At 67.1% G+C, this 22,730-nt stretch carries 19 protein-coding genes; 6 read left to right on the top strand and 13 right to left on the bottom strand.

Annotated features, from left to right (window positions below; all coding sequences use genetic code 11):
- Positions 1–43: 43 nt before the first annotated feature.
- Positions 44–940 carry a LysR substrate-binding domain-containing protein gene (locus B7G54_RS04190; RefSeq protein ID WP_085037878.1) on the bottom strand — a complete coding sequence of 299 codons (897 nt, stop codon included), beginning with the start codon at positions 938–940 and terminating at the stop codon, positions 44–46.
- A 178-nt stretch (positions 941–1,118) separates the two neighbouring features.
- Here B7G54_RS04190 and B7G54_RS04185 point away from each other — a divergent pair, with 178 nt between their 5' ends.
- The 3 genes from B7G54_RS04185 to B7G54_RS04175 are packed head-to-tail and all read left to right on the top strand — an operon-like array spanning position 1,119 to position 4,106.
- A complete protein-coding gene (locus B7G54_RS04185) occupies positions 1,119–2,300 on the top strand; it encodes a branched-chain amino acid ABC transporter substrate-binding protein (protein ID WP_085037877.1) in 1,182 nt (393 codons plus the stop codon).
- Between the two features lie 17 nt (positions 2,301–2,317).
- Positions 2,318–2,842, top strand: coding sequence for an L-2-amino-thiazoline-4-carboxylic acid hydrolase (locus B7G54_RS04180; RefSeq protein WP_085037876.1), 525 nt, complete (start codon positions 2,318–2,320; stop codon positions 2,840–2,842).
- A complete protein-coding gene (locus tag B7G54_RS04175) occupies positions 2,835–4,106 on the top strand; it encodes a Zn-dependent hydrolase (protein WP_085037875.1) in 1,272 nt (423 codons plus the stop codon). Before B7G54_RS04180 ends, B7G54_RS04175 begins: the two co-directional genes overlap by 8 nt.
- Before the next feature lie 87 nt (positions 4,107–4,193).
- Here B7G54_RS04175 and B7G54_RS04170 read toward each other — a convergent pair whose 3' ends face one another.
- From B7G54_RS04170 to B7G54_RS04115, 12 genes are all read right to left on the bottom strand, one after another.
- Complete coding sequence (locus B7G54_RS04170) at positions 4,194–4,673, bottom strand: GNAT family N-acetyltransferase (RefSeq protein ID WP_085037874.1); 480 nt, start codon at positions 4,671–4,673, stop codon at positions 4,194–4,196.
- Between the two features lie 29 nt (positions 4,674–4,702).
- Complete coding sequence (locus B7G54_RS04165) at positions 4,703–5,539, bottom strand: c-type cytochrome (RefSeq protein ID WP_085037873.1); 837 nt, start codon at positions 5,537–5,539, stop codon at positions 4,703–4,705.
- Positions 5,540–5,816: 277 nt separating this feature from the next.
- Positions 5,817–7,085: a hypothetical protein gene (locus B7G54_RS04160; RefSeq protein WP_085037872.1), complete on the bottom strand. Its 1,269-nt coding sequence runs from the start codon at positions 7,083–7,085 to the stop codon at positions 5,817–5,819.
- Complete coding sequence (glmS, locus tag B7G54_RS04155) at positions 7,082–8,905, bottom strand: glutamine--fructose-6-phosphate transaminase (isomerizing) (RefSeq protein WP_085037871.1); 1,824 nt, start codon at positions 8,903–8,905, stop codon at positions 7,082–7,084. The genes B7G54_RS04160 and glmS overlap by 4 nt, the downstream gene beginning before the upstream one ends.
- A gap of 118 nt (positions 8,906–9,023) precedes the next feature.
- A complete protein-coding gene (locus tag B7G54_RS04150) occupies positions 9,024–9,512 on the bottom strand; it encodes a Biofilm PGA synthesis auxiliary protein PgaD (RefSeq protein WP_085037870.1) in 489 nt (162 codons plus the stop codon).
- Positions 9,490–10,761 (bottom strand): poly-beta-1,6-N-acetyl-D-glucosamine synthase, encoded by a 1,272-nt coding sequence (pgaC, locus tag B7G54_RS04145; protein ID WP_085037869.1) that lies wholly within the window; start codon positions 10,759–10,761, stop codon positions 9,490–9,492. Before pgaC ends, B7G54_RS04150 begins: the two co-directional genes overlap by 23 nt.
- Positions 10,758–12,851 carry a poly-beta-1,6-N-acetyl-D-glucosamine N-deacetylase PgaB gene (pgaB, locus tag B7G54_RS04140; protein ID WP_085037868.1) on the bottom strand — a complete coding sequence of 698 codons (2,094 nt, stop codon included), beginning with the start codon at positions 12,849–12,851 and terminating at the stop codon, positions 10,758–10,760. Before pgaB ends, pgaC begins: the two co-directional genes overlap by 4 nt.
- A 15-nt stretch (positions 12,852–12,866) precedes the next feature.
- Positions 12,867–15,557, bottom strand: a complete 2,691-nt coding sequence (gene pgaA / locus B7G54_RS04135; RefSeq protein WP_085037867.1) for a poly-beta-1,6 N-acetyl-D-glucosamine export porin PgaA — start codon at positions 15,555–15,557, stop codon at positions 12,867–12,869.
- Between the two features lie 105 nt (positions 15,558–15,662).
- Positions 15,663–16,475, bottom strand: coding sequence for a hypothetical protein (locus tag B7G54_RS04130; RefSeq protein WP_085037866.1), 813 nt, complete (start codon positions 16,473–16,475; stop codon positions 15,663–15,665).
- A 63-nt stretch (positions 16,476–16,538) separates the two neighbouring features.
- Positions 16,539–16,949, bottom strand: a complete 411-nt coding sequence (locus B7G54_RS04125; protein ID WP_085037865.1) for a hypothetical protein — start codon at positions 16,947–16,949, stop codon at positions 16,539–16,541.
- Between the two features lie 400 nt (positions 16,950–17,349).
- A complete protein-coding gene (locus tag B7G54_RS38500; protein ID WP_133059139.1) occupies positions 17,350–17,658 on the bottom strand; it encodes a hypothetical protein in 309 nt (102 codons plus the stop codon).
- Between the two features lie 16 nt (positions 17,659–17,674).
- Positions 17,675–18,676 carry a LysR substrate-binding domain-containing protein gene (locus tag B7G54_RS04115; protein ID WP_085037863.1) on the bottom strand — a complete coding sequence of 334 codons (1,002 nt, stop codon included), beginning with the start codon at positions 18,674–18,676 and terminating at the stop codon, positions 17,675–17,677.
- Positions 18,677–19,277: 601 nt separating this feature from the next.
- Here B7G54_RS04115 and B7G54_RS04105 point away from each other — a divergent pair.
- From B7G54_RS04105 to B7G54_RS04095, 3 genes are all read left to right on the top strand, one after another.
- Positions 19,278–20,693, top strand: a complete 1,416-nt coding sequence (locus B7G54_RS04105; protein ID WP_085037862.1) for a circularly permuted type 2 ATP-grasp protein — start codon at positions 19,278–19,280, stop codon at positions 20,691–20,693.
- A gap of 64 nt (positions 20,694–20,757) precedes the next feature.
- Positions 20,758–21,699 carry an alpha-E domain-containing protein gene (locus B7G54_RS04100; protein WP_085037861.1) on the top strand — a complete coding sequence of 314 codons (942 nt, stop codon included), beginning with the start codon at positions 20,758–20,760 and terminating at the stop codon, positions 21,697–21,699.
- An 8-nt stretch (positions 21,700–21,707) separates the two neighbouring features.
- Positions 21,708–22,685 (top strand): transglutaminase family protein, encoded by a 978-nt coding sequence (locus tag B7G54_RS04095; protein ID WP_085037860.1) that lies wholly within the window; start codon positions 21,708–21,710, stop codon positions 22,683–22,685.
- Positions 22,686–22,730 lie beyond the last annotated feature (45 nt).

Here is a 22,730-nt window from a genome sequence, read left to right as displayed (position 1 = left end):
CGGTCTGCAAGACAGTAGCAAGTGAATCGGTACGGCGCTCCGCTCAAATCCCCGCCATCTTCCTCAGCCACTCCGCCAGCCTCCGCGCCCCGTCCGGCATGTCCGCATCTTCGCGCGTGCACAGGTAGTAATCGCGCCCGTCGTCGAGCGCATGATCGAACAGCTTCACGAGCTCGCCATTCGCCAGCTCGCGCTCGACCAGCGGCGCGCGCAGCAAGGCCGCGCCGAGATCCGCGCGCGCGGCGCTCAGCGTGAGCTGGCCGTCCTCGAACATCGGCCCCACCGCATGCGACACATGCCGCACGCCGGCGCCCTGCAGCCAGTTGACCCACGTGCTGCGATCCTCGTCGTGCACGAGCGGCGCGCGCGCGAGATCGGCCGGCGTGCGAAACGGCCCGTGGCGCTTCAGGAACGACGGGCTGCACATCGGCACCATCGCGCCCGGCAGCAGCCGCTCGCAGCGGTAGCCGGGCCAGTCGCCGGTGCCGAAGCGGATCGACAGGTCCGACGCGTCGCTGCGGTAGTTGCGGTGATGCGCGTACAGCACCGTCACGTCGACGTCCGTGTTGGCGGCCAGGAATGCGTGCAGCCGCGGAATGAACCAGCCGATGCCGAGCAGCGGAATCAGGCTGACGGTGATCTGCCGCAGCGACGAGCGGTCGCGCACGAAGCGCGTCGCGCTGCGCAGCACCGAGAACGCGGCGCTGATCGAGCGGTAGTAGTCGCGGCCTTCGTCGGTGAGCGCCAGCAGCCGGCCCTCGCGCACCGTCAGTGGCGTCTGGATGAACGCTTCGAGCAGCTGCAGCTGATGGCTGACCGCCGACGGCGTGATGTCGAGCTCGCCCGCCGCCGCGGTGACCGACCCGAGGCGCGCGAAGGCTTCGAACGCACGCACCGCGCGCAGCGGCGGATCGTGCGGTAATTGTTCGATATTTTTCATGTGTCGAATTTTATAGAAAAGTCAGGGTAAGCGACAACATGAAAATGTCCTTCATTTACAGGGTGATAGGTTAATGTGCAGAGAACGGCATAAGCATCCAACAATTGGGTATTTGGGGTTTGGATGCTGAATATTTAATATTTTTCATGTTTTGATCCGATTCACCGATCCCCCGCACATGAAAATCGCTTTCCTTCCCGCCAGCCTTGCCTTCTCGGCGGCCGCCCTGGTCGCCGCCGTTCCCGCGTTCTCGCAATCCGCGCCGCAGACGATCCTGATCGGTCTCGCCGCGCCGCTCACGGGCCCGTCCGCCCGGATCGGCAAGGACCTGCAGAACGGCGCGCAACTCGCGATCGACGACGCGAACGCGCAGCATCCGACCATCGGCGGCAAGCCGGTCGTCTACAAGCTCGTCGCGGCCGACGACCAGTCCGATCCGCGCACGGCTGTCGCGGTCGCGCAGCAACTCGTCGACCAGCACGTGATCGGCGTGGTCGGCCACTGGAACACGGGCTGCAGCGTGCCGGCGTCGCGCGTCTACCGCGATGCGGGCATTCCGCAGATCGCGCCGGCGTCCACCGGCCATCAATACACGCAGCAGGGCTATGCAACGGCCTTCCGGATCATGGGTCACGACGATGCGGGCGGCAATATCACCGGCGCGTATGCGGTGAAGGCTTTGAAGGCGAAGCGCATCGCGGTGATCGACGATCGCACGTCGTTCGGCGCGGGGCTCGCCGACCAGTTCATCAAGGGCGTGCAGGCGAACGGCGGCGCGATCGTCGATCGCCAGTACGTGAACGACAAGACGACCGACTTCAGCGGCGTGCTGACCGCGATCAAGGGCAAGCGCGCGGATCTCGTGTTCTTCGGCGGTCTCGATGCGCAGGCCGCGCCGATCGCGCGCCGGATGCGCCAGCTCGGCGTGAACGCGCCGCTGCTCGGTGCGGGCGGCTTCGTGAGCCAGACTTTCCTGTCGCTCGCGGGCAAGGACGGCGACGGCGTGACGGCGCTCGAACCGGGCCGGCCGCTCGACCGGATGCCGGGCGGCAAGGCATTCGACACGCAATACCAGGCACGCTTTCGCGCCCCGATCGAACTGCATGCGCCGTTCGCGTACGACGCGGCTGCCACGCTGATCGCGGCCGCGCAGAAGGCCGGCACGACGCAGCCGGCGAAGCTGGTCGCGGCGGTGCGTGCGATCGACCGGGCCGGCGTGACGGGGCGGATTGCGTTCGACGGCGAAGGCAACCTGAAGGATCCGGCCTTCACGATCTACCAGGTGCGCGGCGGCAAGTGGGCCGTCGTCGACGTGCTCGGCGGTTCGCGCACCGCAACCCAGCCAACGAAACAGCGATAAAAATCGAGACGATCCCCATGACCGAAGCGACCCAGACATCCGCCGCCGCACCCGAGGACACGCGCCTCGGGATCCTCGCGCGGCGCCGCATCGAAGCGGAAATCATCAAGCCGATCTACGAGATCATGAAGCGCGAGTTCGGCGCCGAGCGCGCGCAGGCCGTGATCGCGGAAGCCGTACGCGGCGCGGCCGTCGACGCCGGCCGCACGTTCGCGGCGCAGGAGCCGGCCGGCACGAGCGTGAAGTCGTTCATCGCGCTGCAGGTGCTGTGGGAGAAGGACGATGCGCTCGACGTCGAGGTGCGGCGCGCGGACGACTCGCACTACGACTACGACGTACATCGCTGCAGCTACGCGGAGATGTATCACGCGATGGGACTCGGCGAGATCGGGCACCTGCTGAGCTGCGCGCGCGACAGCTTTTTCATCCAGGGCTATGCGCCGGACATCGCGCTCACGCGCACAAGCACGATCATGCAGGGCGGCAAGCGCTGCGATTTCCGCTACGCACTGCAAGCCGCGCCGGAGAACGGCGATGCGTGACCACAACGCGAATGCCAACGCGGACAGCGTGAGCGCGCCGCGCGTCGACAGTGACCGTCTGTGGGCGTCGCTCGACCGGATGGCGCAGATCGGCGCGACGCCGAAGGGCGGCGTCTGCCGCCTCGCGCTGACCGATCTCGATCGCGAGTCGCGCGACCTGTTCGTGCAATGGGCACAAGACGCCGGCTGCACGGTGCGCGTGGACCAGATGGGCAACTTGTTCGCGCGCCGCGCGGGCCGCAACCCCGACGCCGCGCCGGTCATGACGGGCTCGCACGCCGATTCGCAACCGACGGGCGGCCGCTACGACGGCATCTACGGCGTGCTCGGCGGGCTCGAGGTCGTGCGCGCGCTGAACGATGCGGGCATCGAGACCGAGCGCCCGATCGATGTCGTGATCTGGACCAACGAGGAAGGCTCGCGGTTCGCGCCGGCGATGGTGTCGGCCGGCGTGTTCTCGGGCGTCTATACGCTCGAATACGGGCTGTCGCGCACCGACGGCGCGGGCAGGACGATCGGCGAGGAACTGGCGCGGATCGGTTATGCGGGCGCAGAGCCCGTCGGCGGCTATCCGGTGCACGCGGCATACGAGTTGCATATCGAGCAAGGCGCGATTCTTGAGCGGGCCGGCAAGACGATCGGCGTCGTGACGGCCGGGCAGGGACAGCGCTGGTACGAGGTGACGCTCACCGGTGTCGATGCGCACGCGGGCACGACGCCGATGGAATTCCGCCGCGATGCGCTGGTCGGCGCCGCGCGGATGATCTCGTTCGTCGAAGTGCTCGGCCGCCGTTATGCGCCGTACGGGCGTGCGACGGTCGGAATGATCGAGGCGCGGCCGAACTCGCGCAACACGGTGCCGGGCGGCTGCTTCTTCACGGTCGAGTTTCGGCACCCCGACGATGCGGTGCTCGACGCGCTGGACGCGGCGCTGCGTGCGGAGCTCGCGCGCGTGGCCGACGAAACGGGCCTCGGCGCGCAGATCGAGCAGATCTTCACGTATGCGCCGATCCCGTTCGCGCCGCGCTGTATCGACACGGTGCGTGACGCGGCCCGGGCGCTCGGGCTGTCGCACATGGATATCGTGTCCGGTGCAGGTCATGACGCGTGCTATGTCGCGCGTGTCGCGCCGACGGGGATGATCTTCGTGCCGTGCGTCGACGGGCTGAGCCACAACGAGGCCGAAGCGATTACGCCCGAATGGGCGGCGGCGGGCGCCGACGTGCTGTTGCGTGCGGTGCTGCAGAGCGCGCAGGAAGCCTGAGCCCGAGTGTGACGGCGGCGGTCCGGCGGGAGGGCGTGCGCCGGGCCGCGCCGGTTTCCTTCTGACGCCGCCAGCGTGCGATCGGTGTCAGGCCGTCGGCGAATGTCGATCGATGTATCGCCGCATCACATGGAACGCTGTATCGGTGCGCCCCGGCATCGTCACCGTCGCACCATCGGCAGTGAAGCCGAGTTTTTCATAGAACCGGTACGCGGTTTCGCGTGCGGTGCACCACACGAGCGCGGCACCGCGTGCTTCCGCGTGCCGCACGCAGACCTCCACCAGCACGCGCCCGAAGCCCAGGCCGCGAACGGCAGGGTGGACGGCCATCCCGCGCAGCCGCCACGCCGGTTGCGCATGATCGTCTTCACGCAACGCCTCGCAGAGCGACGCAACGGCGACGATGCCCGACGGGTCGCGTACGCCGACATGCAAAGTCGTCGGCGCATGGTCGCCGGCCAGTTCGCACGCGTTCAGATCGCCATTCAGCAGGACCGCCGCCCGGAGCGGGTGCGTCTGCGCGGCCTCGATCGATGCGATGGTGAACAGCGTATCGCCTGACGTCATCAACGTTCCTTGTATGGCCTAGCCGCGCGCTACTGAGCGGCCTTGCGCCGCGCCCTGTACGCGAGATACGCGACGATCTGGTCGAGTTCGCGGTCGCTCAGCTGATCGGGCGGGAACGCCGGCATGCTGCGGCCCGGCCAGTCGCGTACCGACGCCGGGTTGCGGATATAGCGGCGCAGTGCGGCAGGCTGGAAGTAGTCGACAGGATTCATCGGGGTGTTCAGGTCGGGGCCGGCATGGCTGCTGCCCGCGCCGTCGAGGCGGTGGCATGCGAGGCATTGCGTGACGAACAGGTGCTGGCCTGCGCGGGCCGGAGCGTCCGCGGGCAGCGAGGCATCGACGGCAAGCGACGGCCAGCGCGCGAGCGGCGACGATTCGATCGTGACGCGCACGATCTGGTATGGCCACTGCTCGCCGCGCACCGACGACGCATCCGGCCCGAGCCAGACCAGATAGAACGGCCCGGCGCTGACCTGCTTGCCGGGCAGCTTCGGCCATGGATGCGCCGGATCCTCGATCGCGAGCCACGGGATGGCGCCGGCCGGCGTGCGGCGGCGCACGAGATCCAGCGGCAGTTGCGCGGCGAAGCCGTCGGCTGCGCGGGTTTCGAGCACGCCGTCGGCCGGCAGCGGTGTGTCGCCGAGCAGCGCGGCGAACGGCACCGCGCGGAACGTCATCGGCCGGCCGTATGCGATGTCGCGCGGCACGTGGATGTCGGCGGCATCGGGGCGCGCGAGCAGCGTTTGCCGGGTGAGGGCGCGGGCCGTGCCGTCGGTCTCGAGTTCAAGCGCGGACTGGGCCGACGCGCGTTGTCCGATCAGGCAAACCGTCAGCAGCAAAAGCGAAAACCACCGGCGCGTCAGCATTCGTTCTCCGGGAAGGGGCGTTTCGGCGGCGACAGGCGGAGCTCGCCGCGGCCGATGGAAAGAATCGGGCGACAGTCTATCCGGTACGCGCGGCGCTGGCGACTGCGGCGCAGGGAAGGGGGCGGCCATGGTCGGCCGGCTTGGCCGCTGCGTGCCTGGCGATCGGGGGCAAGACGGAGGTGGTGTTGCGCGGCGCGACCCGGGCACGGCGGGGCGGACGGGCCGGGGCGAGCGCACGGGCCCCCGCGCTCACGGCATGCTCGTTACCGGGCCGCCGTCAATGACTCGAACAGGTCGCTTCGCTTTTCGGCAACGGCGCTTCATGCTCCGGTTCGAAATCGGCTTCGCGCGCGCCCGACGGCGTCAGCGACACGAAATGCATCGCGGTGCCGCGCGCCGGGAAGCCGGCGATGCCCGTCGTGCCCCACGGAATCGACGCACGCTGCACGCCGCTTACCGCGATGTTCGCCGGCCCGAGCGCCAGCGTCAGCAGCCGCCCGTCGCGGATCGGCACATACGCATGCGTGCCGGACACGCCGATGCCGGATTCGCGCACCGATGCCGGGAGGCAGTCGAGCGTCGCCGTGCGGCGGCCATCCGGCGCGATCAGCATCGCGACGCCGCGATCGTCCGCCGTCGTCGTGACGACGATGAAGCGGTCGATCTCCGGTACGTAAGCCGACGCATACACGTAGTACCGGATCGCATCGTTCAGCGTCCCCAGCTTGTCCAGCTTCGCGGTGACCGGGTCGAACATCGCGTATTCGAGCGTCGCGTCCGTGCTGCCTTCGATGAATTTCTGCCACACGAGCAGCGCGGCATGCGGCGAGCCCGCGACGACGGGCCACCACTCGCGGCGGTGCGGTGCAACCGCGATCTGGTTCAGCACGCGCCCGGCGGCGTCGTAGGTTTTCACGTAGACGCCGTTGCCGGTGCCGAGGTTGTCGACGCCGCCGCCGTCGATCCAGTCGGCGGAGTAGAACACGACGAAGCGGTCGGCCGCCGTGGCGACATGCCCCGAGTGGCCGCCCGATTCGACGTCGTTCGGGTAGGGCTTGATCGGCTTCAGGTCGCGGCGGTAGACGCCGTAGCGCTGGCTGACTTCCTGCGGCGCGTTCCAGCCGTCCTCGAACGTGACGAAGATGTCGCCGCGCGCGTTCTGTGCGATCGACACCGGCTCCTGCGCCTCGGGACGGCTGATGAACGGATGGACGTGCAGCAGGTGCGGCTTGCCGGGCAGCCATTCGCCGACGTATACGTCGTGCGGCCAGTTGCCGTTGCGCAGCGCGCCGCGCGGCACGATGCCCGAGCTGCTGAAGAACACCCAGCGCTTGCCGTCGCCGCCGTCGGCCACGCCGATGCCGTGCATGAAGCTGCGTGGATCGGTGGCAGGGTGGGGTGACGGGGCGTCCTGCACGGTCACCGTGTGCACGGCCGGCGTGGCGGAGCAGGCCGGCGGCGGCGCCGCGACGATGCCGCATGCGCCGCACAGCGCGGTCGCGACGCACTGCGCGACCGCCTGCGCCGGGCGCGCTCGTCGCATCATTCGACGGTCACCGATTTCGCGAGGTTGCGCGGCTTGTCGACATCGGCGCCGCGCGCGCAGCCGACGTGATACGCGAGCAGCTGCAGCGGGATCACGTTGACGATCGGCGACAGCAGGTCGCCCGATTCGCGTACGCGGATCAGGTGCGTGTCGCGGTCGGCGTCGATCCCGAGCTGATCGCCGGCCAGCACGTAGAGCCGCCCGCCGCGCGCGCGTACCTCGGCCATGTTGGATTTCAGCTTCTGGAACAGGCGGTCGTCCGGCGCGATCGTGACGACCGGCATCGCGCTCGTGACGAGCGCGAGCGGGCCGTGCTTCAGTTCGCCGGCCGCATAGCCTTCCGCGTGGATGTACGACACCTCCTTGAGCTTCAGTGCGCCTTCCATCGCGATCGGGAAATGAATGCCGCGCCCGAGGAACAGCGCGTTCTCGGTGCGCGCGAATTTCGCGGCCCAGCCCATGATCTGCGTTTCGAGCGCGAGCGCGTGGCCGATGCGCTCGGGCAGCGCACGCAACTGCTTCAGGTGCAGCGCGACCTGCGCCGCGTCGAGCCGGCCGCGCAGCTGCGCGAGCGTCAGCGTCAGCACGAACAGCGCGACGAGCTGCGTCGTGAATGCCTTGGTCGACGCGACGCCGAGCTCGATACCGGCCCGCGTCAGGAACCGCAGCGGCGCGTTGCGCGCGATCGTGCTGGTCGCCACGTTGCAGATCGCCATCGACAGTTCCTGGCCCATGTCACGCGCCCGCTCGATTGCACCGATCGTGTCGGCCGTTTCGCCCGATTGCGAAATGCCGACGACGAGCGTGCGCGGATCGGCCACCGTATCGCGGTAGCGGAATTCGCTGGCGATCTCGACCTGGGCGGGCACGCCCGCGATGGCCTCCAGCCAGTACTTCGCGGTCAGCCCGGCGTAGTAGCTGGTGCCGCAACCGAGCAGCAGCACGCTCCTCACTCTCGCCAGCCGCGCGCGCGTGGCGTCGGTCGCGTCGAACAGCGCCGGCGAGATCGTGTCGATGCCGTCGAGCGTGCTGTCGATCGCCTTCGGCTGCTCGAAGATCTCCTTCTGCATGAAGTGCTGGTACGGGCCGAGCGCGGCGTCGCCTTCGCGTGCCTTCACCTGGCACAGCGGGCGCTGGGCAGCGTGCCCGCCCGAGTCGACCACGGCAATGCGGTCCGGCGTGATCAGCGCGACGTCGCCGTCTTCCAGGTAGACGAAGCGGTCGGTCAGGTCGCCGAGCGCCGCGCAGTCCGACGCGAGGTAGTTCTGCTCGGCGCCGATGCCGATCACGAGCGGCGAGCCGGCGCGCGCGGCGACGAGGCGCTGCGGCTCTCTCGCGCTCAGCACCGCGATCGCGTACGCGCCGTGCAGCCGCTTGACGGCGCGCACGACCGCGTCGAACAGGTCGTCGCGATACAGGCTGTGGATCAGGTGCGCGATCACCTCGGTGTCGGTCTGGCCGCGAAACGTATAGCCGCGCTCCCGCAGCTCCGCGCGCAGCGCGTCGTGGTTCTCGATGATCCCGTTGTGCACGACCGCGATCGTGTCGCCGGACATGATCGGATGCGCGTTCGTTTCCGACGGCGCGCCGTGGGTCGCCCAGCGCGTATGCGCGATGCAGGTCTGCGCTTCGAGGCCCAGCGTCAGCACGCGGGCCTGCAGGTCGGTCACGCGCCGCAGCGTGCGTTCGCTGCGCAGCCGGCCGTCGTCCTGTACGGCGATGCCGCACGAATCGTAGCCGCGATATTCGAGCCGGCTCAGTGCATTGACCAGTTGCGGCACCTGATTGTTCAGGCCGCTTGCTCCGACGATTCCGCACATGATTCACCTCGTCCACAAAAGGTTGCCGCCCTGCCGGCAATGCTCGGCAGCACGGTGTCAGGAGCGGCGCCGCGCGGCACCGATGCAGTCCCGTGCACGGTGGCGCGGCTCCGCTGGCCTACTCGCGGGGTGGCGGCCCCGCGTGGGCTACCCATTCGATGCCGGAAATCGAGCCGTTCGCGTCGTGCGACGCGACGAGAATGCGCGTCGTGCGCCGCGCGCCGCGCCGGCGGGCGCTGGCCAGCACGGTCGGCGGCACCGAGCGCACCTTCGCGCTGGCCGAGCGCCGCAGCATCTTCGACACGCGCAGCCGGTAGGCCAGCGGATGCACGACGCGCCCGGCGATCAGCCACGTGACGATGGTGCCCGCGATGAGCGCGATGCTGGTCGCGTAGAACACCATCTGTTCGATCGGCATCTCGGCCGGGTTGAACGGCAGCAGGTAGCGGTACGTGTAGATGCAGATCGATGCCCACACGGCGCCCACCAGCGCGGGCCGCACGAGGCGGAACCAGACGACCAGCGCGAGCCCCACGACGCGGCCGCGTTCGGCGATCATTTCGCGCGGTGCGCGCAGGGAAAGGTCAATAATCGGCGCGTTCTTCATGTTGAATGCCTCGGTCGGGGCTGACCCATATGGCCCGCTTGCCGCGGCCCCGCAGCGCGATGGCGGGCAGGGCGATGACGGTGGTGATCATGCTGATCACCCAGAAGGCGACGGGATACCAGATGGTGTCCAGGAAATACATCAGGAGTTTTTCGTCGTAGCGACGATCGATCATGCTGCCGATGATCAGTTGCAGGATGCAGGTGGCGACCAGCAGCATGCCGTGCCAGTGCGGCACGACCGATACGTGCCAGCTTTGCGGCAGCGGGTACACGACATTGACGAGCGCGAGCAGCAGGATGAACGACATCGAGTAGGCCCACGCGATGCCGATCAGGTACTCGGCGAACAACGGCCACATCATCATCTGCGTCGGCCGCGCGAGCGTGCCCGCGTACTTCATCAGCACCTGGATGCCGCCCTTTGCCCAGCGCAGCCGCTGCCGGTAGAGGCCCTTCAGCGTCTCGGGCATCAGGATCCAGCTCAGCGCGTGCGGCTCGTACACGACGCGCCAGTCGCGGCACTGCAGCTTCCAGCTGATGTCGATGTCCTCGGTCAGCATGTCCGAGCTCCAGTAGCCGACGTCGGCGAGCGCGGTCTTGCGGAACATCGTGACGACGCCGGACACCGTGAAGATGCGGCCGTACACCTGCTGCGTGCGCTTGATCAGGCCGACGATCGACGAGAATTCGCCGACCTGCATGCGGCCGAGCAGCGACGTGCGGTTGCGGATGCGCGGGTTGCCGGTCACGGCGCCGACGCCCGGGTCGGTCAGGAAGTGCTCGAGCATCCAGCCGATCGCGTCGTGCGCGAGCAACGAATCGCCGTCGATGCACAGCAGGTATTCCGCGTTCGACACGGCCGCCGCGGTCGTGAGCCCGACCGCCTTGCCTTCGTTGCGCGCGTGATGGATCACGAGCAGCCGCGGGATCTCGACGGCCAGCTCGTTGAGGATCTCGCCGGTGCGATCCTGGCTGCCGTCGTTGACCGCGATGATGTCGTAGTTCGGATACTGCATCCTGTTCAGGTGGCCGATCACGCTGCGCGCGTTCGACGCTTCGTTGAAGCAGGGCACGATGATCGAGATCTTCGGGATGCCGCTCGACGCGATCGTCCGCGCGGACAGCTCGCGGCCTTCCTCGAGCAGGAAGTAGTGCACGACGCCGCCGATCATCCACAGGTACGACATGAAGAACGGGTAGTAGAAGACGAAATCCTGCACGCGCTGGATGATGCTGTGGGTGGTCATGGCGTCTTCGCCCCCTGCGGTTTCTGCATCTGCATCAGTGCGTTGATCGAGGTCGGGTCGAGGCGCGACTTCAGCGACATCACGTCGCGCATCGCATCGAGTTCCGGCAGGCCGTTCAGGAAGTTGTCCGGGTAGTAGCCGAAATTCACCGCGCCCTCGCTGCGCAGCCGCCGCATCTGCGCGAGCAGCGTGCTGGCGGGTACGTCCTTGCGTGCGTGCCAGTCGTACGACTGCAGTTCGAACACGGTGCGCCGCAGCCCGAGCTTCTTCGCACTGACGGCCCGCACGAGCTGGTCCATCCAGCCTTCGGGATCCTTCGCCTGCTCCATGTACGGCATCGCCATCAGCGCGACGTAGTCGTAGGTGGCGAGGAAATCGTCGTAGTTCTGCGCGTACCACGCTTCCGATTCGGGCTTGAGCACCGGCATCGCGAAAATGTTGCGCGCGGTCAGCACGTCGCCCACGTTCTGGTGGGCCAGCACGACCTGTTCGAGCTGGCGGGTCAGGTCGATCAGGTAGCGCGTCTTCTGCCGGGTCCAGCGTTTCATCAGGTCGGGGTTCTCGCGGATCTTGCCGACGTCGGCCGGCAGCCCCCACTGCGAATAGGTGCGCAGCGCATGCTGGCTCGCATCCTCGTAGTCGTCGAGCACCGCGTCGTCGCTGAACAGGATGCCGCTGAACGATGCGTGCTTGCTGAGATCCTCGTAGATCTGCTGGATCATCAGCCGCGCAGCCGGATCGAACGGGCTCAGCCGGAACGTGCGCGTGCCGTTCTCCCGGGCCGGCGCGCCGCCATAGGCACTCACGGCCTCGAGCCCGCGCTGCTTGTCGGCCGGCGGCCGGAACGCGAGCACCGGCATCCATGCGTACACCTGCACGTTGGAGCGCGTGTTGAGCTGCCACGCGGCGCGCGAGAACAGGTCGGCGCGCATCGGCAGGTGCCGGTTGGGGAAATACACGGCTTCGGCCACACCCGTGCCTTTCGGGTCCGCAAACGCCTGCAGGTAGACCGATTTGGGCTGCATCCGGTAGATGCGCTCGATCAGTTTGCCGAGATTCGCTTCCTGCCGCGCGGGATCCGGATCGTAGACCTGGTCGAGATCGACCTGCACGGTGCGCTCGGGCACGTCGACGTCGCCGCGGTTCGACGCCGGCTCGCGCATCGAGCGCTCGAACCCGCCGATGTCGACGTCGTACATCATCAGGATCCGCCGCAGCCGGTCCAGCGGCACGTCCGGCGTATTCGGGCCGGCATCGAGGCTGAACTGGATGTCCATGCCGAGCGACGTCGATATCGTGCGCACGGGCTGGTTTTCCGCGCCGTATGGCCACACCATCGAGCGTGCGACGATGCCGGTACGTTCGCGGATCTGCCGCACGCATGTCTGCAGGTCGTTGTGCACGCGCGCTTCGAATTCGGCGTCGGTTTCATAGCGCTTCTCGTCTTGAAGATAGAGGTGCGACGTGGTCGCCGGCAATTCGTTGCCTTGCGGATTCGCGACTGCGCCGTGATGGAGGTTGTGCGTGTGGCAGCCGAGCTCGACGAGCTGCGACTGGCCGACCTTTTTCACCTCGTCCCACGACATGAAGTAGTCGCGCGGCACCTGGACCTTGTCGCTGATGCGGATCGGCGTATCCGGCGGTGTATCGATCCACGCGGTCACGATGCCCATCACGGCCGGATACTTGAACCGCTCGAGCAGCGGCAGCACCTTCGTGTAGTGGCTGCGAAAACCGTCGTCGAACGTGAGGAGCACCGCGCGCGGCGGCAGCGGCTTGCCGCCGTGCCGCGACTCCTCGATCTGCTTGACCGTGATGGTGTGGTAGTTGTTGGTCTGCAGCCACGAGAAGATCGCGGTCAGCGTGCCGGTATCGACCGCGAACGGGTCGATCATCGCCGACTTCGAGGAAAACGACGCCATCAGGTTGTCACGTACGTCGTGCATGCAGATCACGCGAAACGTCTTGCCGTCGGCCGGGTCGGAAGGTGGCAGCAGGTCGATCATCCTGGCATTGGTCACGCCAGGAAACAGCGAACAGGCGGCAAACGTACCGAGGCATCCGCACATGAAGGTCCGTCTGGATTGCATTACTCGATCTCCTTGCTAGAACGGCAGGTTGACCGACAGGAAGCCGGTTTCGGAGCGCTCGCGCTCGCCGTCGTATGCGTGGCTGCTGACCTCGACGCCATAGCTCAGCGTGATGTCGTGCTTGAACGTCCACGCATGCTCGAGGCGCGCGCTCCACAGCGGGCTGGTGCCGAAGCCGCGCTCGTTGTACACGCCGCCGGACACCGAGATGCGCTGCTGCAGCCCCATGTCGCCCTTCTTCCACAGCGTCAGCTGGTGCATGACGGTTGCCGCGGCCGCGTAGTCGCGGCCCGGGCTGAAGTAGGGCGCGTTCTGGCGCGTGTTGCTGTCGGTGCCGAGATCCAGCGATACGTTGACGAGCTGGTTGGCGGTCGTGTACACACGCTGCGTGGCGGTTGCCGCGATCTCCTGGTGCAGGTTCGAATCGCTGTAGCGGCTCACGCCGTAGCTCAGCTTGACCTCGCGACGGTCGTTCTGGCGATACACGACCGAGACGTTCGCGGAGCGGCCCCAGATGTGCGCGGCATACGCTTTCCACGGCAGCGAGTTGTCGTTGGTGTCGAGCGCACCGCTGACCGTCCAGTAGTCGTTCAGCGCGTATGCGATCGATCCGCGGCCGCCGGTTCGGCCGTCCCCGCCGAGCGAGCGCGTGACTTCGCCCTGCACGGTGAGCGGCCCGTGCCGGTAGTCGCCGCCGATGCCCGTGCGCGTGCGGCTGACGTTGCCGCCGTCGGTTTGCGCATGGCCGAAGAATGTGTGCGAGAAGACGCGCCAGTTGTCGCCGAACGGTTGCGAATAGATGTAGCTGTCCGACGTGAAGCTGTTGTCGGCCAGTGCGCTGTTGCCGTGCTCGAAGCTCAGGTCGGTCGTGAACACGGGGCTGCGATACGCCTTGTAGTCGCGCTTGAAGGTGCGCACGGCACCGCTGTCCGGGAATGTGTTGTCGAGGGTCTGGTCGACGGTCTTCGCGCTCGCGTAGTCGTCTGCCGTGAGCGACGCACGGCCGAGGCCCGCGAGCATCTCGACGCTGTCCGGGTGGTCGGTCAGCGACGCGCGATACATCGCGATCGCCTGGCGGGGATGCGCCTGGCCGGACACGGCGTCGGCGTGCGCGGCACGGATCTCCGCGTTGAACGGCACCTGCTTCTCGAGCTCTTCGAGCGCGGCGATCCCTTGATCGACGTGCCCCGTGAAGATCAGGTATTGCGCGCGCAGCCGGTAGTAGCGCAGATAGTCACTTTCCTCGGGGCCGACGTTTTGCACCTCTTTGACCGGCGGCAGCGAGTTGCCCATGTCGTCGAGCACCTGCTTCGCGTCCGCCGCGCGTGCCTGGTCGACGTACGACCAGAACAGCCCTTCACGCAGTTCGATCGGGCGCGTGCGCGTACCGTACTGGAAGCCGCGGGTCGCGCGGTCCGTCGGCGATGCGGTCGCCTGCTTCAGCGCGCGCTGGTAGACGGCGTTGGCCTTGCCCGGTTCGCTCAGATACAGGTAGGCGTCGCCGACGGCCGACAGGGCATCGATCGAGATCTCCGCGTTGGACGGAATGGTCTCGAACGTCGCGACGGCCGTCTCCATGTCGCCGCGCGCCGCATAGGCGACCGTGCGGTCGCCCGCGAGCGCCGTCCTGACCGGCGTGTACTCGGGCGTGGCCGGCATCCGCTTGTCGAGATCGTCCGCCGCGTGCAGTGCGCTGTCGATCCCGTCGAAGCGGTCGGTGCTCGTCATCGAGCGCGACTTGTCGCGTCCGCCGCGCACCTGCTGGCGAATCGACAGTTCTTCGAGTTGCGCGATGTCGACGGCGGAGAACGCATCGGGCCGCGCCTTTGCTTCGTCGAGCGCCTTGATCGCGCCGCCGCTCGCCGCGAGGCCGAACACGTCGTTGCGCACGGTCTCGACGTCGGCGGTACGGAGGTTCGGCGCCTGGGCATTCGGCGTTTCGACGTCGGGGCCTTGCGATCGTTGTGTCGGTTCACCGGGCAGCTGGGCGCCGGGCGTCGGCGAGTTCGACGCCGGGGGCGACATCGGTGCCGAGCCAGGCATCTGGGGAGCGGGTGCAGGCGAGTTCGGCATCGGGGTGCCGGATGACTGCGCAGTTTGTGTCGGCGCAGTCGACGGCGCGGTGGGTGCGGCTTGTGCGACCTCGGGCGGGGTGTCCGGCGTCGGCACGACCGGCGCAGGCGAAGGGGACGCCGCCGTGTCGGACATCGTCGAGGCCGGAAGTGCAGGCGCATCGGGCGGTTGGGCGTTCGTGGCCTGCGCAAGCAGCATCGGCGCATCCGGCGTCTGCGCGACCGGTGCCGGCGTATCAGGCGATCGCGCGCCCGGCACCGGGTTGCCCGATTGCGGCGCCTCCGGTTCCACCACGACCATGGTCGGCATGGTCGGCGGCTGCGGGTTCGACGCCTGCGCGATCTGCATCGACGCATCCGAAGCCTGCGCGATCGGCGTCGGCGCATGAGGGGGCGGGGCGCCCATCGCCTGGGCAATCTGGATCGATACGACCGTTGGCTGCATGTCGCGCGGCGGCGCATCCGGCGCGCCGTTGGTCCCGGCGATTTCGTTGATGCGGCCGGCTTCCGTATCGCCGTCGGCGGAGAAGCAGGGGCCGGACGCGACGAGCAGCAACACCAGCGGTGCATGCAGGAGGATCCGCCGGTTGGACGGAGCGACGGTGGTGCATTGTTGTTTCCGATTGTTGTCCACGGTGTGTCCTCACTAGGTAACGATCACATCGGTTGCATGCCCGACGATGCAGCGCCGCTGCGCGTCGCGCGGCCGGGAGGCGAGGCCCGGTCATGCCGGGCCGGCCTACAGGCGATTGCGGATCGCTTGCCCGAGCAGCGCGCGCGATTCGCTGTTTTTCGGGTCGATCGCGAGCGCGCGGCTCGCGTTTTGCTCCACGCAGTTCCATTCATCGATGACCGCGCACGAGCGCGCCTTTGCCAGCGCACGCGCGCTTTCCAGTTCCGCGTGCGTGATGCTTGCCGTCTGCATGTGTGCGGTGTCGGTGCCATACGGCCGGGGCTTGGGTACGGCGTCCATGCGCTTGCCCGTGCCTGCCAGTGTTTCGGTACGCGGCGCACGATGCGCGGCGCCGTGGCGCGTGGCGGCGCGACCGTAGGCCGTCGCCGCATGCGTACCGGCCGCGAGTGTCACGGGCGGCGCATGCGGCGACGCCCGGTGTTTCGCGGCGGTGCGGGGCGCGGGCCGCGGCGCGGCGTCCGGTTCGAGCGCGAGCGCGAGCGTGACGGGCGGCACGGTCGATACCTCGGGGGCGGCCGAAGCCGACGCTACCTGCGTCGGCGGCGCGGGCGGCGTGGCCTGCGCGCGTGTCGGCGCCGGCCCGGGAGCACCGGATGCCCCGGATGTCCCGGACGCGCCGGTTGCGCGGGAGGCCATGGTCACGATCGTCTTGCGGTACTTCCCGACCGCGGCTCCGATCGCGCCGGAGATGTCGTGTGTCACGCTTGGATGGCCGACTGCCGTATCCCGCTCGGTATAGGCGAAAAGGCCGAAGATCGTGGCAAATGCGACGAAGCTGAGTGCTGCGTTCCTGCCCGGTCCCCAGGACGGTTTCGGCTGGGGGGCGGCCGGGTGTTCCGGTCGTTCTACGGGAGTCATGCGATGCTCCTCGATTCGATACGGTGCGGTGAATGACGTGATCGGGGCGGGCTCAGGCGGTGCTTACCATCGCAACTGGGTGGTGAGTACGCCCGTTTCCACGATCGCGAACTGTGTGGCCCCCTGGTACGTTCCTTCGACCCGGTAGCTTGCATCGGGCACGCTGAACAGGCACCGTGATCCGGAGGCGTTGAATTCGACGAGCACGCGGCCATGTCGCCGCAGTCGCACCTGCACGTTGGCGAGCGGCTGTCCGGTCTGGGCCGACGCAAACGACACGCCCAGGTTGTACGGCCGGCCGTCGGGGGGCAGCGGGGCCGTGCCGTCGATCCGCGCGTCGCCGCAGATATACGAGATCACGTAGCGTCCGTCTCCCGGCCCGGACGCGGGCGTCTGGGCCGTCGCATTCATGCAGAGCGCGGAGATGACGGCGCTCAGGAAAGGGCGAGCATGCTGTCGAAACGAGGAAGACATTGCAACCTCCCGTCCGGAATCAATGGCAAGCATTTATTCCGAGTCAGATTTGCCAGCGTTCTTTTTGCGACACGCTATTGATACACGATGGATTCTGAATCAACAATCGCGTGTGGCCCGAATGGGACGGTGCTCAAATATATTATTTAAATAGGATAACGACGGATTCGTACGACTCTCTTAACGCTGAAGAAAGTCGATATTGCCAAATATGAACATTGCGATTCGGTAACGATGATCCCGCACGCATTGATCCACGTCGGGGGTATCGAAATTCGTGCCGAAAAATAACGACTGATAAAAGGAATTTTTGCGGCTGTGTTCCAGGCGAATCGATATCGATCCAGATACAGATTGCACAATATGGAAAGAGGCAGCGACGTTTTGGTATTTTAGATTGTTACAGGTAAATCGAAACTTTTAATTTGTTCTGTAACAGGTTATGTCTGTCCTGATAATCAGACAGAAAATACCGATGCACTGTGCCGGGCGGAAATAATTCATTCCGGAACTGCAAACGTTTGCGATTCCTCTGATAACGATTACCGGTCTGGGGCGGTAATTTTTCAGGTGATAGCGGGATCGCCGCTTGCTGCAGAAGCTTGCTGCTGGAGAGAGGGTCGCATTCGCCGGGAAACGATGCGGCGCGGATGCATGCGCACACCGGATGGCTGCAAACCGTCCTCGCGTTCGCGTCGTCGGTGGACACGACGCGAACGCGAAGGTCAGCGGCTGCCGCCCGCGCTGCGCCGCGCGATGCGCATTGCCGGCGCGGCCGCTGGTTCGGCCGCGCCGGCTGCAGCACCTGCGACCGCCGCGTGCGGCCGGTTCATGATGTATGTCCACAGTTGCTCGGCCGCGAGCCCGCGCTTGCGCGCCGACCGGTACAGGCGGATTTCGAGCTCGGTGATCCAGTCGCCGGAACCCGCGCATACGAGCGTGCCTTCCGCGAGTTCCTTCTCGACGCAGCTCTCCGGCAGCCAGCCGATCCCGTGCCCGGCCACGACCATGCCCTTCAATGCCTCGGACATGTGCGTCTCGAAGCACCGGTGCAGCACATACGGCTCGGTGGCATTCAGCAGCAGCATCTCGACGATGTTGCCGAGAAACGCGCCCGACGAATACGCGAGCAGCGGCAACGGTGCATCGGGGGTGCCCGGCAGCTGGAACACGGGCTTGCCGCGCGCGTCGGGCGTCGACACGGGCAGGATCCGCTCGACGCCGAGGCTGACGAACGGGAAGTGGTTCGGGTCGAGCACGATCGGCAGCTGCGGATGGTGATAGCCGAGCAGCAGGTCGCATTCACCTTCGACGAGCTGCTGCACGCCTTCCGGCACGTTCACCGCGTTGACGCGGGCGGTCACGTGGCCGACCTCGCCGTTGAGCTGCTTGAGCCATTCGGGAAACAGCGTGAAGACGAGCGTATGGGCGACCGCGAAACGCACGACCTGGTCGCTGGCCGCGAACTGGTCGTAGCCGTTCACGAGATTGCGCGCCGCATACATGCTGCGCAGGATGTCCGCGGCGAGCCCGCGGAACATCTGGCCGGCCGGCGTCAGCGTGATCGGGTTGATGCTGCGGTCGACCAGCTTCGCGTCCATCCAGGTTTCGAGTGCGGCAATTCGTCTGCTGAATGCCGACTGCGTGAGGTGCCGGTGACGTGCGGCCCGGGAAAAGCTCTTGGTATCCGCAAGGCTCAGGAAATCTTCCAGCCACTTTGCTTCCATTTCGATCTTCGCTTTTTATAGTCGGGTGCCTGAAAGGCGGCGTCGCTTCGCTGCACCAATTTTCTAGCGTACCGCGCCTTGCGCCGACCGGCCCGATGTTTTTTTTCGATAGGTGTCAGTCGAAATATGCATGGGCGTTGTCGGCGGGATTACGGCTGCATAGCGTTGAGGTGCCGGACCCGGCTAACCGGACAGTTCACCGCGTCGAACTGCCGGTGCCGCCGCAGACGGTACTTCCCCCAGGGCCGGTTGCGCCGTGTACGTGCCGGCCCGCCTTTCCGTCCCGTCGTTCCGGTGGCCCGGTGCCCGGGCAGGCCGTTTTTTTTGTGCAGTGCAGATTGCGCATTCATGACACGCGGGGGAACTATGTTCGTAAGACGCGGCGCAGCATGGGCCGTGCGCGTTTGCGGCGCACCGCAGTCGCTCGTCGCGTCCGGGGTTGCACCGTTGTGGTGCGCAATGCCGCGCGGGCGTGCCTGGCGCGACGTAAAAACGGGGGGATATCGAGGGGGATCGTGCAAGGCACGTTCCTTGCAAAGCATTCAGTACGCCGGTCCGGCATGCGCAATGCCGGGGAAAACGATCGATGGAGAAAAGATCGATGAAGCCATTCGATGAAATGCTGCAATCCGGCGACATGGTAAGGGCGCCCTACGCGCGCCTGAAGCAGTGGCTCGACACCCAGAATCCCGCGAGCCTCGCCCAGAAAGCCCACGATGCGGAAGGCGTGTTCCGCAAGACGGGTATCACGTTCGCCGTCTACGGCGACGCGGAGGCCGCCGAGCGGCTGATTCCGTTCGACATCGTCCCGCGCATCATCTCGGGCGCGGAATGGAGCCGGCTGTCGCTCGGCATCGAGCAGCGCGTGATGGCGCTCAACGCGTTCCTCGACGACATCTACCATCGCCAGGAAATCGTGCGCGCGGGCATCGTGCCGAAGCACCTGATCGCGCACAACGAAGCGTTCATCCCTGAGATGATCGACTTCCGGCCGCCCGGAAACGTTTACACGCACATCATCGGCGTCGACATCGTGCGCACCGCCGAGAACGAGTTCTACGTACTGGAGGACAACGCGCGCACGCCGTCCGGCGTGTCGTACATGCTGGAAAACCGCGAAACGATGATGCAGCTCTTCCCGGAGCTGTTCCAGCAGGTGAAGGTGCGCCCGGTCGAGACCTATCCGCAGATGCTGCGCCAGTCGCTCGCGGCGGTGTGCCCGCCGGGCGGCAACGCCGATAACCCGACCATCGCCGTGCTCACGCCCGGCATCCACAATTCCGCGTACTACGAGCATTCGTTCCTCGCCGACCAGATGGGCGTGCACCTCGTCGAGGGCAGCGACCTGCAGGTGATCGACGGCCGCGTCGCAATGCGCACGACCGAGGGTTTCCGCTCGATCGACGTGCTGTACCGCCGCGTCGACGACGCGTTCCTCGATCCGCTCACGTTCCGGCCCGATTCGGTGCTGGGTGTCGCGGGGATCATGGACGTCTATCGCGCGGGCAATATCACGATCGCGAACGCGCCCGGCACGGGCATCGCCGACGACAAGGCGATCTACTCGTACATGCCGGAGATCGTCGAGTTCTACACGGGCCGCAAGGCGCTGCTGGAGAACGTGCCGACCTGGCGTTGCGGCGAGGCCGACAGCCTGAAGTACGTGCTCGACCATCTCGACGAACTGGTCGTGAAGGAAGTGCACGGCTCGGGCGGCTACGGGATGCTGGTCGGGCCGTGCGCGTCGAAGGCCGAGCTCGAGGCATTTGCCGCGAAGCTGCGTGCGCGGCCCGCGAACTACATCGCGCAACCCACGCTGGCGTTGTCCACGACGCCGATCCTGACCGAAGCCGGCCTCGCGCCGCGCCACGTCGACCTGCGGCCGTTCGTGCTGGTGTCGGACCGGATCCGCATCACGCCGGGCGGGCTCACGCGCGTCGCGCTGCAGGAAGGATCGCTTGTCGTCAACTCGAGCCAGGGCGGCGGCACCAAGGACACCTGGGTGCTGGCCGACTGAGCCGGGCACGACCGCGCGCGCCGCAGCCGGCGCGCGAACCGAACGAAGACGGAGTGGACACGAGATGCTTCTGGGACGAACTGCGAGCGGTCTTTACTGGATGTACCGCTATATCGAGCGCGCGGAGAACATCGCGCGCATCGTCGATGCCGGGCTGCGGATGGCGCTCACGCGCACGTCCGACGCGCCGGCCGAATGGTCGTCGGTGCTCGTCAGCTCGGGCACGGACGACGGCTACCGGCAGAAATACGACGCGTATGCGGCCGATACCGTGACCGACTACCTGCTGCGCGACCGCGACAACCCGTCGAGCGTGCTGTCGTGCATCGAAGCCGCGCGCTCGAACGCGCGGATGGTGCGCACGGCGCTCACGCGCGAGGCGTGGGAGAGCGTGAACGGCGCGTGGCTCGCGCTGCGCCGTGCGCTTGCACAGCCGGTGCCGGAGAGCGAACTGCCGGCCGTGCTCGACGAGGTGAAGCGCGAAACCGCGCTGATCCTCGGCAGCTTCTACAGCACGATGCTGCGCAACGAGATCTTCGATTTCGCGCAGATCGGCGCGTTCATCGAGCGCGCGGACAACACCGCGCGGATCATCGACGTCAAATACCACCTGCTGCTGCCGTCGGTGTCGCACGTCGGCACGATCCTCGACAACTACCAGTGGGAGACCATCCTGCGCTGCGTCGCCGCGCACCGGTCGTATCGCTGGGTGTACGACGTGCAGTACAAGCCGATGAACATCGCCGACTACCTGATCCTGAACGGCCGCATGCCGCGTTCGCTGCGCTATTGCTACGGGCGCGTCGTGTCGAGCCTGAACCTGCTCGCGAAGGATTACGGCATGACACACCCGTGTCACGACACGGCCGCGAAGATCCTGCAAATGCTGTCCGATACCTCGGTCGAGCGGATCTTCAAGAGCGGCCTGCACGAGTTCCTGACCGACTTCATCGGCCGCAACAACAGCCTCGGGCTCGAAATCGCCCAGGCCTACAACTTCGACTGAGACTTGCCATGCGACTCGCCATCCGACACATCTCGCGTTATCAGTTCGACGATCAAGCCACCCATGCACTGCAACGGCTGCGGCTGCGTCCGCAGTCGGGCCCCGGGCAGACGGTGCGCGCGTGGCAGGTCACGATCGACGGCGTCGAGCCGACGCTGTCTTATGCCGACGGGCTCGGCAACCGGATCGACCTCGTGCGGCACGAGCGCGGCGCGAAGGCCGAGATCGTCGTCATCGCGGCCGGCGTCGTCGAGACGCAGGACCGCTCGGGCATCATCGGCAATCCTGAAGGCTATGCGCCGCCGTGGATCTTCGAGCGCGAGACCGCGCTCACGAAGGCGGGCGACACCGTGCGTGCGCTCACCGAAGCGCTGCCGATCGAGCCGCGCAGCCTCGACGCGCTGCACTGGCTGATGACGGAAGTGCACGACCGCATCGCATATGCGCCGAACCTGGCCGCCGACGCGCCCGTCGATGCGGAAACCGCGCTGCAAAGCGGCGAGGGCACGAGCCGCGACCATGCGCATGCGTTCATCGCGGCCGCGCGCGTGCTGAAGATTCCCGCGCGCTATATCTCGGGCTACGTGCTGGCAGACAGCGCGATGCAGCGCATCGCCGACGCGAAGCAGAACGCGGGCGACGACGAGGAAGAAGAAGCGCTCGCGCTGCAGAGCGGCGAGGGCATGCAGCAGGCACTCGGCGCGTCGCATGCCGCGCAGTCGCAGGGGCTGCCGCAGCCGGCGCTCGGCGCGCAGCCGCAAGCGGCCGGGCTGATGCAGCAGCCGGCCGGCCATGCGTGGGCCGAGGCCTATGTCGAAGGGCTCGGCTGGGTCGGCTTCGATCCGTTCATGAATCGCTGCCCGGACGAGCGCTACGTGCGCATCGCGGTCGGCCTCGATTATCGCGACGCGCAGCCGGTGACGGGGCTCGGCGCGATGGCCGTCGGCGTCGAGATCAGCGTCGTGCAGACGCCGGAACTCGTCTGACCTCACGCGCGCTTTCGCCGAATCCGCCAGGCCGGGCCGCCGGGT

Source organism: Burkholderia puraquae (assembly GCF_002099195.1).
Lineage (GTDB): Bacteria > Pseudomonadota > Gammaproteobacteria > Burkholderiales > Burkholderiaceae > Burkholderia > Burkholderia puraquae.
This window is presented reverse-complemented; position numbering and strand designations above follow the sequence as displayed.